The sequence below is a fragment of the Plantactinospora siamensis genome (genome assembly GCF_042434095.1).
GTDB lineage: Bacteria > Actinomycetota > Actinomycetes > Mycobacteriales > Micromonosporaceae > KBS50.
Window position 1 is genome coordinate 61,298 of the sequence record NZ_JBHLUE010000020.1, and the last position, 13,912, is coordinate 75,209.

General features: G+C 74.7%; 10 protein-coding genes. 5 read left to right on the forward strand and 5 right to left on the reverse strand.

Going from position 1 to position 13,912, the window contains the following annotated elements:
* Positions 1-2: 2 nt before the first annotated feature.
* The 4 genes from ACFFHU_RS24540 to ACFFHU_RS24555 all read right to left on the reverse strand — a co-directional run bounded on the left by ACFFHU_RS24540 (position 3) and on the right by ACFFHU_RS24555 (position 6,478).
* Positions 3-353 (reverse strand): hypothetical protein, encoded by a 351-nt coding sequence (locus ACFFHU_RS24540; protein ID WP_377342587.1) that lies wholly within the window; start codon positions 351-353, stop codon positions 3-5.
* Positions 354-452: 99 nt separating this feature from the next.
* Positions 453-1,532 carry an enolase C-terminal domain-like protein gene (locus tag ACFFHU_RS24545; RefSeq protein ID WP_377342588.1) on the reverse strand — a complete coding sequence of 360 codons (1,080 nt, stop codon included), beginning with the start codon at positions 1,530-1,532 and terminating at the stop codon, positions 453-455.
* Positions 1,533-1,538: 6 nt separating this feature from the next.
* Complete coding sequence (locus ACFFHU_RS24550; protein ID WP_377342590.1) at positions 1,539-4,715, reverse strand: FAD-binding and (Fe-S)-binding domain-containing protein; 3,177 nt, start codon at positions 4,713-4,715, stop codon at positions 1,539-1,541.
* Positions 4,712-6,478 carry a thiamine pyrophosphate-dependent enzyme gene (locus ACFFHU_RS24555; protein ID WP_377342591.1) on the reverse strand — a complete coding sequence of 589 codons (1,767 nt, stop codon included), beginning with the start codon at positions 6,476-6,478 and terminating at the stop codon, positions 4,712-4,714. The genes ACFFHU_RS24550 and ACFFHU_RS24555 overlap by 4 nt, the downstream gene beginning before the upstream one ends.
* A gap of 270 nt (positions 6,479-6,748) precedes the next feature.
* Here ACFFHU_RS24555 and ACFFHU_RS24560 point away from each other — a divergent pair, with 270 nt between their 5' ends.
* The 3 genes from ACFFHU_RS24560 to ACFFHU_RS24570 all read left to right on the forward strand — a co-directional run bounded on the left by ACFFHU_RS24560 (position 6,749) and on the right by ACFFHU_RS24570 (position 10,964).
* A complete protein-coding gene (locus ACFFHU_RS24560; RefSeq protein WP_377342592.1) occupies positions 6,749-7,522 on the forward strand; it encodes a copper resistance CopC family protein in 774 nt (257 codons plus the stop codon).
* Positions 7,523-7,544: 22 nt separating this feature from the next.
* The gene (locus ACFFHU_RS24565; protein ID WP_377342593.1) at positions 7,545-9,596 is read left to right on the forward strand and encodes a bifunctional copper resistance protein CopD/cytochrome c oxidase assembly protein; all 2,052 of its coding nucleotides are present in this window, start codon (positions 7,545-7,547) and stop codon (positions 9,594-9,596) included.
* A gap of 114 nt (positions 9,597-9,710) precedes the next feature.
* A complete protein-coding gene (locus ACFFHU_RS24570) occupies positions 9,711-10,964 on the forward strand; it encodes a L,D-transpeptidase (RefSeq protein ID WP_377342595.1) in 1,254 nt (417 codons plus the stop codon).
* A 13-nt stretch (positions 10,965-10,977) separates the two neighbouring features.
* Here the strand turns inward: ACFFHU_RS24570 and ACFFHU_RS24575 are convergent, their stop codons facing one another.
* Positions 10,978-12,000 (reverse strand): serine/threonine-protein kinase, encoded by a 1,023-nt coding sequence (locus tag ACFFHU_RS24575; RefSeq protein ID WP_377342596.1) that lies wholly within the window; start codon positions 11,998-12,000, stop codon positions 10,978-10,980.
* 182 nt (positions 12,001-12,182) lie between these two features.
* On the opposite strand from ACFFHU_RS24575, the gene ACFFHU_RS24580 reads away from it, so the two are divergent.
* Entirely contained in the window at positions 12,183-12,914 is a 732-nt protein-coding gene (locus ACFFHU_RS24580) for a histidine phosphatase family protein (RefSeq protein WP_377342597.1), read from the forward strand.
* Entirely contained in the window at positions 12,898-13,770 is an 873-nt protein-coding gene (locus ACFFHU_RS24585) for an NAD(P)H-hydrate dehydratase (protein ID WP_377342598.1), read from the forward strand. The genes ACFFHU_RS24580 and ACFFHU_RS24585 overlap by 17 nt, the downstream gene beginning before the upstream one ends.
* Positions 13,771-13,912 lie beyond the last annotated feature (142 nt).

Below are 13,912 nucleotides of genomic sequence, written 5' to 3' on the forward strand. Positions count from 1 at the left end.
GGTCAGCGGCGGGCGGACAGGGTGAGGGCGATCCAGGCGGCGGCCAGGCCGGTCTCGGCCACCGCGGGACCGCGCTGACGCCGGTCCAGGGCCACCAGCAGCACGGTGCTGGCCCCGTGCAGCGCGTCGGCCGCCGCGCCGGCCGCGAGCACCGGGCCGGTCGGCCGCCACGCCGTGACGGCGCCCTGGGCCAGGTGCCGGGCGCCGAGCACCCGGAGAACGGCCACCGCCAGGTCGCTGCGCCGGCCGCCGAGCGCGCCCAGCACGGTCGTCGGGGCCGCCAGCATGCCGGCGCCCCAGATCATCCGCGCGACCGCGCCGGCCCGTACCGCCGCTGATCCGGCCCTCGTCATGTTCCGCTCCTCCTCTGGTGTCGCTCCCGCGCCGGACCGCCGTCCGGCCCTTCGCCGAGCCTGAGCACCGTACGTCCGCCGGGGCGCGTGTCAAAGCCCCTAGCCGACCCGGAACCGCTCGGCGTCGGCCACCCGGAGGGTGAGGCCGGTGCCCGGCGCGTCCCGGTTCACCGGCACGGTACCGCCGGTGGGGTCGGCCACGCCGTCGAACAGCATGCCCTCGATCCGCACGTGGTCGTGGAACCACTCCAGGTGCCGAAGGTTCGGCGTCGCGGCCGCCACGGCCAGGTGCTGGTGCGGGGCGCAGTGGCCGGACACCTCCAGCCCGGCCGCGGCCGCCACGCCGGCCGCGCGAAGGAACTCGCTGATCCCGCCGCACCGGGTCACGTCGATCTGCAGGCAGTCGACGAACGGCGCCATGCGCTGGAAGTACACCAGGTCATAGCCGTACTCGCCGGCCGTCACGTCGGCGTCGACGCGGTCGCGCACCAGCCCCAGGCCGGCCAGGTCGTCCGAGCTGACCGGCTCCTCGTACCAGCGCACGTCCAGATCGGCGGCCGCGTGCAGCACCCGGATCGCCTGCTTGCGGCCGTAGCCGCCGTTGGCGTCCACGAACAGCTCGGCGTCGGGGCCGATGCTGCGCCGGGCCGCGGACATCCGGTCCAGGTCCCGGGACAGGTCGGCGCCCCAGGACTCACCGATCTTGATCTTCACGCGCGGGATGCCCTGCTCGTGCACCCAGCCGGACAGCTGCTCGTGCTGCCGACCGGCGTCGTACGTGATGAAGCCGCCGCTGCCGTAGACCGGGACGGCATGCCGGGCGGCGCCCAGCAGCCGGGCCAGCGGCAGGCCGTGCCGGCGGGCCTTGAGATCCCAGATCGCGCAGTCGGCGGCCGACAGCGCGAGCCCGCCGATGCCGGGCCGGCCCGCGTTGCGCAGCCGCCGCTGCATGGCCGACCAGGCGGCCGGCACGTCGTCCGGGTCGAGGTCGGCCACCACCGGCGCCAACTCGTCGCTCACCACCCGGACGGCGGCCACCGGCCCGTAGCTCCAGCCGAGCCCGGTGTGCCCGTCCGCCTCGGCCGTCGCGAGCACCAGGGTGGTCTGCGACCAGGCGAACGTGCCGTCGCCCTCCGGCCCGTCGGTGGGCAGCGTGTAGGCGCGGGCGCTCAGCCGCACCGCCGCTCACCCCCGCCGACCCACGCGCCCGCCGGCCAGCCGCCGCCGGGCCGCCGACCCCGACACCCACCGGACCGCCACGGGCCGTCGCCCGGCCGGGCCCGCGCCGGCCAGCCGGCCGGTGAGCGCGGCCAGCGCGCCCGCGCCGGCCAGCCCGACCGCGGCCACCGCGGCGGCCCGCAGCCAGGCCGGCGGGGCGGCGGTCCGGCCGGCCCACTGCCGCTCCGGCCGGTCCCGGCCGTCGTCGCCGGCCAGCCCGGCCCGGAGCAGCTCGGCCAGGTGCATGGCCCGGCGGCCGTTCGCGTCGCCCTGCTCGATCTGGGTACGGCAGCTGAACCCGTCGGCCAGCACCACGGCGGAATCGTCCGCGTCCCGGACGGCGGGCAGCAGGACCCGCTCGGCGCAGGCCATCGAGACGTCGTAGTGACCCTTCTCGAAGCCGAAGTTGCCGGCCAGCCCGCAGCAGCCCGAGTCGAGGAAGTCCGGGTCCACCCCGGCCGCCCGCAACACCGCCCGATCGGCCTCGACGCCCACGATGGCGTGCTGGTGGCAGTGCGTCTGGATCAGCGCGGCGCGGTCCAGCCGCGGCGGCCGCCAGCCGGGGGTGTGCTCGTGCAGCAGCTCGGCGAGGGTGACGGTCTGCGCGCGCAGCTTCTGCACGTCCTGGTCGTCCGGGAACAGCTCGGCCGCGTCCGAGCGGAACACGGCCGTGCAGCTGGGCTCCAGGCCGACCACCCGGACGCCGTCCCGCAGGCACGGGCGCAGCACGTCGACGGTGCGCCGCAGGACCCGCTTGGCCGTGTGCAGCTGCCCGGTGGAGATCCAGGTCAGCCCGCAGCAGACCGGCTGGTCCGGCACCCGTACCCGCCACCCCGCGGCCTCCAGCACCTCGACGGCGGCCCGGGCCACGTCCGGGTGGAACCGGTTGCTGAAGGTGTCCGGCCAGAGCAGCACCTCGCCCCGTGAGCCGTCGCCGCCGGGGGCGCGGCCGGCGAACCAGTGCTGGAAGGTCTCCGGCGCGAACAGCGGGATTCGCCGGTGCTGGTCGATCCCGCCCGCGGCGCGGGCCAGGGTGGTCAGCCCGGGGGTGTGGGTCAGCAGGTTGACCAGCCGCGGCGCGACCGACGCCACGGCCGCGGCCACCGGCAGCCAGCCCATGGAGTAGTGCGCCATCGGGCGCAGCCGGCCGGCGTAGTGGTGGGACAGGAACTCGGCCTTGTAGGTGGCCATGTCGACGTTGACCGGGCAGTCGCCCTTGCAGCCCTTGCAGGCCAGGCAGAGGTCCAGGGCGTCGCGCACGGCGGTGGAGCGCCAACCGTCGGAGATCACGCCGCCCCGGGACGTGCCGTCCAGCATCTCGAACAGCAGCCGGGACCGGCCCCGGGTGGAGTGCTCCTCCTCGCGGGTGACCATGTACGACGGGCACATCACCCCGCCGTGCTCGCGCCGGCACTCCCCCACGCCCACGCAGCGCAGCACGGCCCGGCCGAAGCTGCCGTCGTCGTCGGGGTAGCGGAACACCGTGTCCACGTCGCCGTGGTTGTAGGCCGGCCCGAGCCGCAGGTGGCTGTCCAGCGGGTACGGCGCCACCACCTTGCCCGGGTTCATCCGGTCGCCCGGATCGAAGATCGCCTTGAACTGCCCGAACGCCCGGATCACCCGGTCGCCGAACATCTTCGGCAGCAACTCGCCGCGCGCCTGCCCGTCGCCGTGCTCGCCGGAGAAGGAGCCGCCGTAGGAGACCACGAGGTCGGCGGCGCGCTCGACGAAGGAGCGGAACTGCCGGACCCCGTCGGCCGTGGTCATCCGGAACGGGATGCGGGTGTGCACGCAGCCCTGTCCGAAGTGCCCGTACAGCGACGCCTGCTCGAAGCCGTACTCCCGGTAGAGCCGGTCGAGGTCGCGCAGGTAGTCGCCGAGCCGGTCCGGCGGGACGGCCGAGTCCTCCCAGCCCTCCCAGGTGTCCGCCTCGCCGGGCACCCGCGCGGTGGCGCCGAGCCCGGACTCGCGCAGCGCCCACATCTGCTGCTCGTGCTTCGGGTCGTCGAACCGGTGCACGGTGGGCCCGCCGTCCCGGCGTACGTCCGCGAGCAGCCGCTCGACGGCGGCCTCGGCCTCCTCCTCGGTGTCGCCGCCCATCTGCAGCATCAGCCAGCCGCCGCCGTCGGGCATCAGGTGCACGGCCTCCGGATGCATGTGCTTGCGCTTCTCGAAGTGGATCAGCTTGTCGTCCAGGCCCTCCAGCGTGATTGGCCGGTGCGGCAGGATCCGCGGCACGTCGTCGCCCGCGGCGGCGATGTCCGGGTAGCCGAGGAAGACCATCGACTTGTGCGGGACCACCGGCACGAGCCTGAGCCGGGCCCGCAGCACCGTGACGAGGGTGCTCTCCGAGCCGACCAGCGCCTGGCCCACGTGGAAGCGCTGCTCCGGCAGCAGGCTGTCGAGGTTGTAGCCGGAGACCCGGCGGGGGATGTCCGGATACCGGGTGCGGATGTCGGCGAGGTATTCGTCCCGCAGCGCCCGCAGCTGGCGGTAGATCTCCGCCGGGCGGCCGCCGGCGGCCTGGATCTCGGCGTACCGCTCGTCGCTGGTCTCGCCGACCCACATCCGGGTGCCGTCGTAGAGCAGCACCTCCATCTCGACGAGGTTGTCGACGGTCTTGCCGGCGCGCTGGGCCGTCGAGCCGCAGGAGTTGTTGCCGATCATGCCGCCGATCGTGCAGTGGTCGTGGGTCGACGGCTTCGGGCCGAACTCCAGGCCGTGCGGGGCCAGCAGGTCGTTGAGGGTGTCCAGCACGATGCCGGGCTCCACCAGGCAGGTGCGCGCCTCGGCGTCCACCTCCAGCAGCCGGTTGCAGTACTTCGACCAGTCGATCACCACGGCGGTGTTGGTGCACTCCCCCGCCAGGCTGGTGCCGCCGCCGCGGGACAGCACCGGCACGTCCAGTTCCCGGCACACCGCCAGGGCCGCCACGGCGGCCTCGACGGTGCGCGGCACTACCACGCCGAGCGGGACCTGGCGGTAGTTGGAGCCGTCGGTGGAGTAGGCGGACCGGGTGCCGGCGTCGAACCGGACCTCGCCGTCCACCACCGGGCGCAGCCGGGCGGCCAGGGTGGCCAGGTCGACGCCGGTGGCCGGCTCCGGCGCACGCAGCACCGGATCCGGCAGCGACACGGCGGTCACGACCGCAGCTCGTTGATCTTGTCGCGGGCCACCGTGGCCAGGGTGGCGGCCTTGTGCGGCTGGCCGCGCAGGAAGGCCTCGGTGAAGTGCTTGGCCTGGTCGTACTTCACCTTGCCGGGCATCGGCGGCTCGTTGGGGTTGACGTCGCAGTCCACCAGCGCCGGACCCGGGTGCGCGAGCGCCGCGCGGACCGCCTCGGCCACGTCGCCCGGGCGCTTCACCTTCACCCCGTACCCGCCACAGGCGGTGGCCCAGGCCGCGAAGTCCGCCTCGGGCTCGCGGTGCCGGACCGCATACTCGGGATAGCCCAGGATGATCTGTTCCCAGAGGATCTGGCCGTACGAGTTGTTGTTGTTGACGATGACCTTGACCGGCAGCTCGTGCCGGACCGCGGTGAGGAACTCCGCCATCAGCATGGCGAACCCGCCGTCGCCGACGAACGCGATCACCTGCCGGCCCGGGTACGCGTGCTGGGCGGCGATCGCGTACGGCAGCCCGGGCGCCATCGTGGCCAGGTTGCCGGACAGGTAGAACCGCCGGTCCCCGCGGATCGTCCAGTGCCGGGCGGCCCAGGTGGCGATCGTGCCGGAGTCGCAGGTCAGGATCGCGTCGTCGGTCGCGGCCGCGTCGACGCAGCCCATCAGGTACTGCGGGGCGATGGGGTCCCGACCGGCGTCCTGCAGCGCGGCCATGTCCTCCCGCCACTCGGCCATGGCCTTCTGGTATTTGGTGAGGAACGCCCGGTTGTCCCGGCGGGCGAGCATGGGCAGCAGCGCGCGCAGCGCCAGCCGGGCGTCGGCGGTCACCGGCGCGTCCACCGGCACCCGCATCCCGATCAGGCTGGCGTCGGTGTCGATCTGCACCACCCGGGCCTGGTCCGGCCCGGGCAGGAACTTCCCGTACGGGAAGGACGTGCCGACCATCAGCAGCGTGTCGCAGTTCTCCATCAGGTCCTCGCTGGGCCTGGTGCCCAGCAGGCCCAGGCCACCCGTGGTGAGCGGGTGGTCGTCCGGCACCACGTGCTTGCCGGGCAGCGTCTTGACGATCGGGCTGCCGAGCGCCTCGGCCACCGCGAGGACCTCCTCGGGGGCCTCCTGGGCGCCGGCGCCGACCAGCATGGCGATCTTCCGGCCGGCGTCGAGCACGTCGACGGCCCGCCGCAGGTCGTCGGGGTCGGCCGGCAGCGCCGGCCGGGACATCAGCGGCGCGCTGGCCGGCGGGGTGCCGGGGCTGACGTGCCGGTACGGGTCCTCCGCGGCCGGGGCCACCTGAAGATCGTTGGGGAAGGTCAGGTGCGCGACCGTGCGCTTCGCCAGCGCGTCCCGGATGGCCAGGTCCACCACCGCGGGCATCTGCTGCGGGTTGGTGACCATCAGGTTGTACGAGGCCACGTCCTGGTAGAGGTAGGTGGTGTTCACCTCCTGCTGGTAGCGCGAGCCGAGCACCGAGGTCTCCTGCATGCCGGTGATCGCCAACACCGGCACGTGGTCGAGCTTCGCGTCGTACAGGCCGTTCAGCAGGTGGATGGCGCCGGGCCCGGAGGTGGCCACGCAGACGCCGAGCCGTCCGGTCGCCTTGGCGTAGCCGGTCGCCATGAACGCGGCCGCCTCCTCGTGGTGCACCAGCACGAACCGCAGCTTGTCGGCGTGCCGCCGGAACCCCTCCATCAGGCCGTTGATGCCGTCGCCGGGCAACCCGAAGACGGTGTCGACGCCCCACTCCACCAGCCGGCGGGCCAGGCTTTCCCCAACGATCTCCTTCATCTGGCGCCCTCTCCGCAACATCCTTTGCAGTGTGCAAACAATGGGTCGTCTGCCTGGCTACCCCGGGCCGATACCGGCAAACGCGGCCGGCAGCCCCGAAATGTCACTCCGCGCCCAGCCGGCGCGATACCGGCCGACGGCCGCACGGGCGGCGCCAGGATCCGCCGGATCCGGGCCAGCCGCGGCGGCGGGCCCGCCGCGGGTGTGATCTGGCGGGCCCGACCGGGGGTCGGCGGGAACTGGCCGGCCGGCGGGGACGACTATGTACGCATGTCAGGAACAGGCGGCCGCGGGCCGGCAGGCACTCCCGGCGCGGTGCCGGGCCGGGGCATCCCCCGGGGCGGACGGGCGCCGGGCCGACTGCTCGCCGTGCTGGCGCTGGCGCTGGTGGGCACGGCGCTGTTCGCCGGCCCGGGGGCCGGCCCGGCCGCGGCGCACGCGGCGCTGCAGGCCACCGATCCGCGGGACGGCGCCACGGTCACCCGGCCGGTGCGGGAGATCACCCTGACCTTCAACGAACCGGTCCGCGGCCGCTACACGACCGTGGTGGTCACCGGGACCGGCGACGCGCAGTTCGCCGACGGGCCGGTCCGGGTGGTGGACGCCGCGGTGCACCAGGCGGTCCGGCCGCTGCCGTCCGGCGCGTACCGGGTGGCCTGGCGGGCGGTGTCCGCCGACGGGCACCCGGTGGAGGGCCAACTCGGGTTCACCGTCGCCCTGCCGGCCGGCCAAGACCCGGCCGCCGGGTCCCCATCGGCCGCGGCCGGGCCGCCGTCCGCCGCCGGATCGGCCGACCCGACCGATCCGGGCCCGTCGTCCGCCTCGCCGGCGTCCGCGGGGGTCGCCGGGCCGGCCCGGGGCACGCCCGTGGGGCAGTGGGTGCTGCTGGGAGTTCTCGCCCTGGTGATCGCGGCGCTGGCCGCCCTGCTGGTTCGGCGCAGGGCGAACCGGCAGCCCTCGGAATGGGACGACCTGGGACCGTTCGCGCGACGCCCCCGCAAGCCCCGCCGGATCGGACCACCCCGTAGGGAGCCGCGTAAATGAGCGAGCGCAGCGAGGAGCCGACATGAGCGAGCAGGTTGTCGGCACCGCCGCACCGGCCGAGGACCGCGCCACGGGCGTACCGGAGTCCACCGGGCCGCGGTGGTGGCTGCCGGCGGCGGTCGGCGCGGCCGCGGTGGCCGTGCTGGCCCTCGCGCTGAGCTTCGGGCACGGGCTCACCGGCACGATTCCGGGCCTGCCGGATCCGGGCCGGCTCACCTCCTGGGGCCTGCCGGTGCTGCGGCTGGTCCTCGACGCGCTGGCCACCGCCGCCGTCGGCCTCACCGTCACCGCGGCCTTCCTGCTGCCCGGCGACGGCCCCAGCGTGTCGGCCCGGGGCTACCTGCTGCTGCGCCGGGTCGCGCCGGTGGCGCTGGGCTGGGCGGTGGCCGCGGTGGCGCTCATGGTGCTGACCCTGTCCGACCTGCTCGCCCAGCCGGTGGACCGGATCCGCCCCGGCATGGTGGCCAACTTCGTGACCTCGGTGTCCCAGGGCCAGGCGCTGGCCTGGCAGGCGGGGCTCGCGCTGGTGCTCGTGGCGGTGTCCCGGGCCGGGGTGTCCCGCAACCTCGCCGCCGTCGCGGCAGCGCTGGCCCTGATCACCGTGCTGCCGCCGGCCTTCACCGGGCACGCCGCGGGCGCCGGGAACCACCAGGTCGCGGTGACCAGCCTGGCCCTGCACATCGCGGCCGCGGTCCTCTGGGTCGGCGGGCTTGCCGGCCTGCTCGTGCTGCGCCGCACGGACGTGCTGGCCGGGGCGGCCGCCCGGTACAGCCGGCTGGCGCTGGTGTGCTTCGGCCTGGTCGCGGTCAGCGGGGTGGCCAACGCGTGGGTCCGGCTGGGTGGCTGGGGCGAGCTGTGGGGGTCCCGGTACGGCGTGCTGGTGCTCGGCAAGCTCGCCGCGCTGGTCGGGCTCGGCGCGCTCGGCGCGCTGCACCGGTCGCGGACCCTGCCTGCGCTGCGCGCGGGCCGGGCCGGCGCCTTCCGCCGGCTCGCCGCGGGCGAGCTGGTCACGTTCGGCGCCACCTTCGGGCTCGCCGTGGCGCTGTCCCGCAGCCCCACCCCGGTGCCGTCCGAGCCGGTGGACCCGGATCCGGTGACCAGCGTGCTCGGCTTCGCCATGCCGCCCGCCCCGACGGCCGCCCACCTGCTCGGCAACGTGCTGCCGGACATGTTCTTCCTGACCGCCACGGTGTTCGCGGTCGGGGCGTACCTGCTCGGGGTCCGCCGGCTGCGGCGCTCCGGGGTGCGCTGGCCGGTGGTCCGCACGGCCTGCTGGATCGCCGGCTGGCTGCTGCTGGCCGCGGTGACCTCGCTCGGCTTCGCCCGGTACGCGTACGTGCTGTTCAGCGCGCACATGGCCCAGCACATGGTGCTGTCGATGGCGGTGCCGATCCTGCTGGTCAGCGGCGCGCCGCTCACCCTGGCGCTGCGGGCCCTGCGCCGGCCGGCCGACCCGGAGGTGCGCGGGCCGCGGGACTGGCTGCTGGTGCTCGTGCACAGTCGCGTGCTGCGGCTGCTCACCCACCCGCTGGTCGCGCTGGCGATCTACGTCGCCAGCCTGTACGGCCTCTACTTCAGCGACCTGCTGGGCACGCTGATGCGCTACCACGTGGGCCACCTGGCCATGCTCGTGCACTTCGTGCTGGCCGGCTACCTGCTCTTCTGGGTGCTGATCGGCATCGACCCCGGGCGGCGCCCGTTGAGCGCCCCGCTGCTGGTGATCATCCACTTCGCGGCCATGAGCTTCCACGCCTTCTTCGGGATCGTGCTCATGCAGTCCAACGGGCTGATCGCGCCGGACTGGTACACCCCGCTGCACCCGCCCTGGGCCGCCAGCCCGCTGTCGGACCAGCACCTGGGGGCGGCCATCGCGTGGTCCTTCGGCGAGGTGCCGGCGGCCGTCGTGATGCTGGTGCTGGTGCGCCAGTGGATCCGCAGCGACGAGCGGGAGCAGGCCCGGCTCGACCGGGCGGCCGACCGCGCCGAGGCCGCCGGCGAGGAGGACGAGCTGGCCCGGTACAACGCTTTCCTCGCCGCCGCCGCGCAGGCCGACCGGGAGGCGCGGCCCCGCTGACCAGGTAACCGGCGCCGAGGGCGCCGTCGCGTTACCGGACCGCGACACGACGCGCGCGGGCGGGTCACCCGCGCGGGCCCGCTTACCAGTACCATTCCGCGCGGGAGGAAACTGATGGTCACTCGCAGGAAAGTCGTCGCGCTCGGCGCGGGCGCCGCCGCAAGCCTGGCGGTCACCGGGTTGACGGTCGCGGGATGTCGCGGCGGCGACAAGCCGAAGGACGCGAGCTGGAACGGTCCGGGCCAGTCCGGGACCGGGTCGGCGGCTCCGTCGCCGTCCGCCTCGGCCGAGCCGGTCACTGTCAAGATCACGCCGGTGGCGAACGCCACCAAGGTGTCGCCGACGGCGCCGGTCGTGGTGTCGGTGGCCGGCGGCACGTTGAAGGGCGTGACGGTCTCGGCGGGTGACCGGAAGGTGGCCGGCAAGCTGGCCGAGGACGGCAGCTGGCGCTCCACCGGGACCCTCAGCTACAACACGACCTACAATGTCACCGTGTCGGTGGCCGACTCCGCGGGCGTGGCCAGCGAGCAGACCAGCTCCTTCAAGACGCTCAAGCCGAACGGCGTGGCCGGCGTGACCTTCCAGGCCAACGCGCTCACGGCGCTGCGCACCGGCGCCACCTACGGCGTCGGCCAGCCGGTGATGGTCCACTTCAGCCGTACGGTGCGCGACCGGGCCGCCGCCGAGAAGGCGATGCGGGTGGAGACCTCCCCGCCGGTCGAGGGCCGGTGGCGGTGGATCGACGGGCAGAACGCGCACTGGCGGCCGGCCCGGTACTTCGCCGCGGGCACCCGCATCTCGGTCGAGGTGAAGCTGCACGGCGTGAACCTCGGCCGGGACGTGTACGGCGAGAACGCCGCCACCCACTACACGATCGGACCGTCCCGGATCGCCGTCGCCGACGGCAGCAGCCACCGGATGAAGTGCTACATCGACGGCAAGATGGTGCGGGACATCCCGGTCAGCATGGGCAAGGGCGGAACGGCCAAGACGCCGGAAGGCAAGACGGTCAACTACTGGACCGCCTCCGGCGTACACGTGATCATCAACAAGCAGCCGTCCTACAACATGACCTCGGCGAGCTACGGGATCACCGACAAGAAGGACCCGAACTTCTACGACGAGGACATCAAGCTCTGCAACCGGATCTCCTACACCGGCGAGTTCGTGCACATGGCCGACTGGAACATCTCGGCGCACGGCAGGGCCAACACCTCGCACGGCTGCATCAACGTCGGACCGGCGAACGCCCAGTGGTTCTACGACACCTTCCAGGTGGGTGACGTGGTCGAGGTCCGCAACACCCCCCGGCAGCTGGGGCTGATGGACGGCGTCGGCGACTGGACGATCCCGTGGAGCAAGTGGTGAGCTGAGCGGCGCCTCAGCAACCGCCCCGGCCGGCCGCCTGGGTGGGCGCCTCCAGCGCCGCCGCCTGGGTGGGCGCCTCCAGGGCCGCCTCGTCGGGCGCGCCCGGGTCCGCCGGCCGGCCCGCCCGGTGCCGGCCACCGGTGTTGCGACGCTGCGCCGGCACGCTGAGCGGCGGCGGTGGCGTGGTCAGGCCGCCGACCGGCACGTACACCTGCGCCGCCACCGCGTCGGCCAGCAACAGGGCCATGGCCACCCCGGTCGGCCGGGCGGACGGGTCGGCGCTCAGGCACCGCAGGCACAGTTCCGCCACGTCCGTGGGCAGGCCCGGGACCGGGGGCAGCGGGTCGGGCGCCCGGTAGACGTGCGACAGCGGCCGGTCCGGATCCGCCCGGACCGGCCAGGGCAGCCGGCCAGCCAGGCAGAGGTAGAGCAGCACGCCCACGGCGTACATGTCGGTGGCCGGGGTGGCGCCGACCCCGTTGAGCCGTTCCGGGGCGACGAACGCCGGCGTGCCCACCACCTCCCCGTCGGCCACCGGGTCCCGCTGGCCGATGACGGCCGCGATGCCGAAGTCGAGCACCTTCACCCCGGCGGGGGTGAGCAGGATGTTGGCCGGCTTCACGTCGCGGTGCACGATGCCGTGCAGGTGGGCCGCGGCCAGCGCGGCGCTCACCTCGGCGCACACCCGCACCGCGATCTGCCAGTCCAGCGCCCCGCGGCGCAGGTGGCTGGCCAGCGTCTCGCCGTGCACGAGTTCCATCACGATGTACGGGGTGTCCGGGCCGTCCGGCACGGAGGCCAGGCCGAAGTCGTGCACGCTGGCGATGTTCGGGTGGGTCAGCCGCGCCGCGGCCCGAGCCTCGGTGCGGACCTGCTCGACGATCGCGTCCACGGCCGCCTCGTCGGCGTACGGCAGGGTGATCAGCTTGATGGCCACCGGGCGGTCCAGCACCTCGTCGTGGGCGCACCACACCTCGGACATGCCACCGGCGCCGATCCGGCTCTCGAGCCGGTAACGCCCGTCCAGCACCGGCATCGACCCGCCCCCCGACTGCTCTCCCCGGCGCCGTCCCGACGGGCGCCGGCCCGCCTGCTTCGCTACCCGGCCGGTGACCGGGACAAACGCGCCGGCCGGCCCGGGTGGTCCCGGCGGCGGCGGGAGCGTCCGGCAGCGTCGCCGCTGTTACGGTCCACCGCCCACCGGGTAGGGGGTGCGGCATGGCGGAACTGGATCAGCTGTGGATCGTGCGGCATGGTGAGAGCGTCGGCAACGTGGCCGCGGCCAAGGCCGAGACCGACGGGGTGGAGTCGATCGACCTCACGGACCGGGACGCCGACGTACCGCTGTCAGATCTGGGCCGGGAACAGGCCGCCGCCACCGGACGGTGGCTGACCGGCCTGGCGCAGGGGAACCGCCCGACGGTGGCGGTGGTGTCGCCGTACCGCCGGACGGCGCAGACCGCCGAGGCGGCGCTGGCCGACACCGGCATACCGGGCAGCGTCGACGAGCGGCTGCGGGACCGGGAACTGGGCATCCTGGACCTGCTGACCAGCCTCGGGGTGCGCAAGCGATACCCCGACGAGGTCACCCGGCGCAACCGGCTCGGCAAGTTCTACTACCGGCCGCCCGGCGGGGAGTCGTGGGCCGACGTGGCGCTGCGGCTGCGCGCCCTGCTCGGCGACCTGCGCCGGGACCACACCGGCGAGCGGGTCGTGCTCTTCGGTCACGAGGCGATCGTGCTGCTGCTGCGTTATCTGATCGAAGGTTTGGACGAGCCGACGCTGGTCCGGCTGGCCCGGGAGACCACCGTCGCCAACTGTTCGGTGACCGGCTGGGCCGCCGACGAGTCCGGCCGGCTGCGGCTGGTGACCTTCAACAACGTGGACCACCTGCACCGGGACCACACCGCCACCACCAGAGAGGATGAGGTCGATGCCGAACCGGTCTGAGATCGAGGTCATCACCCCCGGGTTGCTGCGGCAGTGGCCGCTGCCCGTGCCGGAGGGCGGCAAGGGCGCCCGGGGCACCGTGCTGGTGGTGGGCGGCTCCCGGTTCACCCCCGGCGCCGTTCTGCTGGCCGGGCTCGCCGCGCTGCGCGCCGGCGCCGGCGTGCTGCAACTGGCGGTCGCCGAATCCACGGCCGCCGCACTCAGCATCGAGGTGCCCGAGGCGCTGGTGGTGGGGCTGGCCGAGACCGGGGACGGCGCCGTCGCGGGCCGCGACCAGGAACGGCTCGGCGACCTGGTGGGCCGGGCGGACGCGATCGCCGTCGGTCCCGGCCTCAACGACATCGACGAGACCACCGCACTGCTCCGGCAGGTCCTCGACGCCGCGAAGCCGGACGCCGCGCTGCTGCTCGACGCGTACGCGCTGGGCGCGCTGAGCCACGAGCCGGGCCTGCTCGCCGACCGGAAGCAGCCAGCGGTGCTCACTCCGAACGCCACCGAGGCCGGCCACCTGCTGGGCCGCGACCCGGGCGACGACCCGGACGCCGACGCCGCCGAGCTGGCCGAGCGGTACGGCTGCGTGGTGTCGCTGCGCAGCCACATCGCCGCGCCGGACGGACGGCGGTGGCGGGAGGAGAGCGGCGACGCCGGACTGGGCACCTCGGGCAGCGGCGACGTGCTGGCCGGGATTCTGGTCGGGCTGCTGGGCCGGGGCGCGGACCCGGCCCAGGCGACCTGCTGGGGCGCCTGGGTGCACGCGGTGAGCGGGCAGCGGCTGGCCCCGCGGTACGGCCGGCTCGGCTTCCTGGCCCGCGAGCTGCTGGACGAGGTGCCACACACCCTCGCCCAACTCGGCTGACCGCGCCGCGGACCACCGGCGGGCACGGCCGTCGCGGCGAGCAGGGCCAGCCCGCGCGACGGAGGTACGACCGTCGCGCGGGCAGCCAGCCGGACCGATCAGCCGTGGACCGGCCCGGCTCCACCCGTCCGTCGACGCCGCC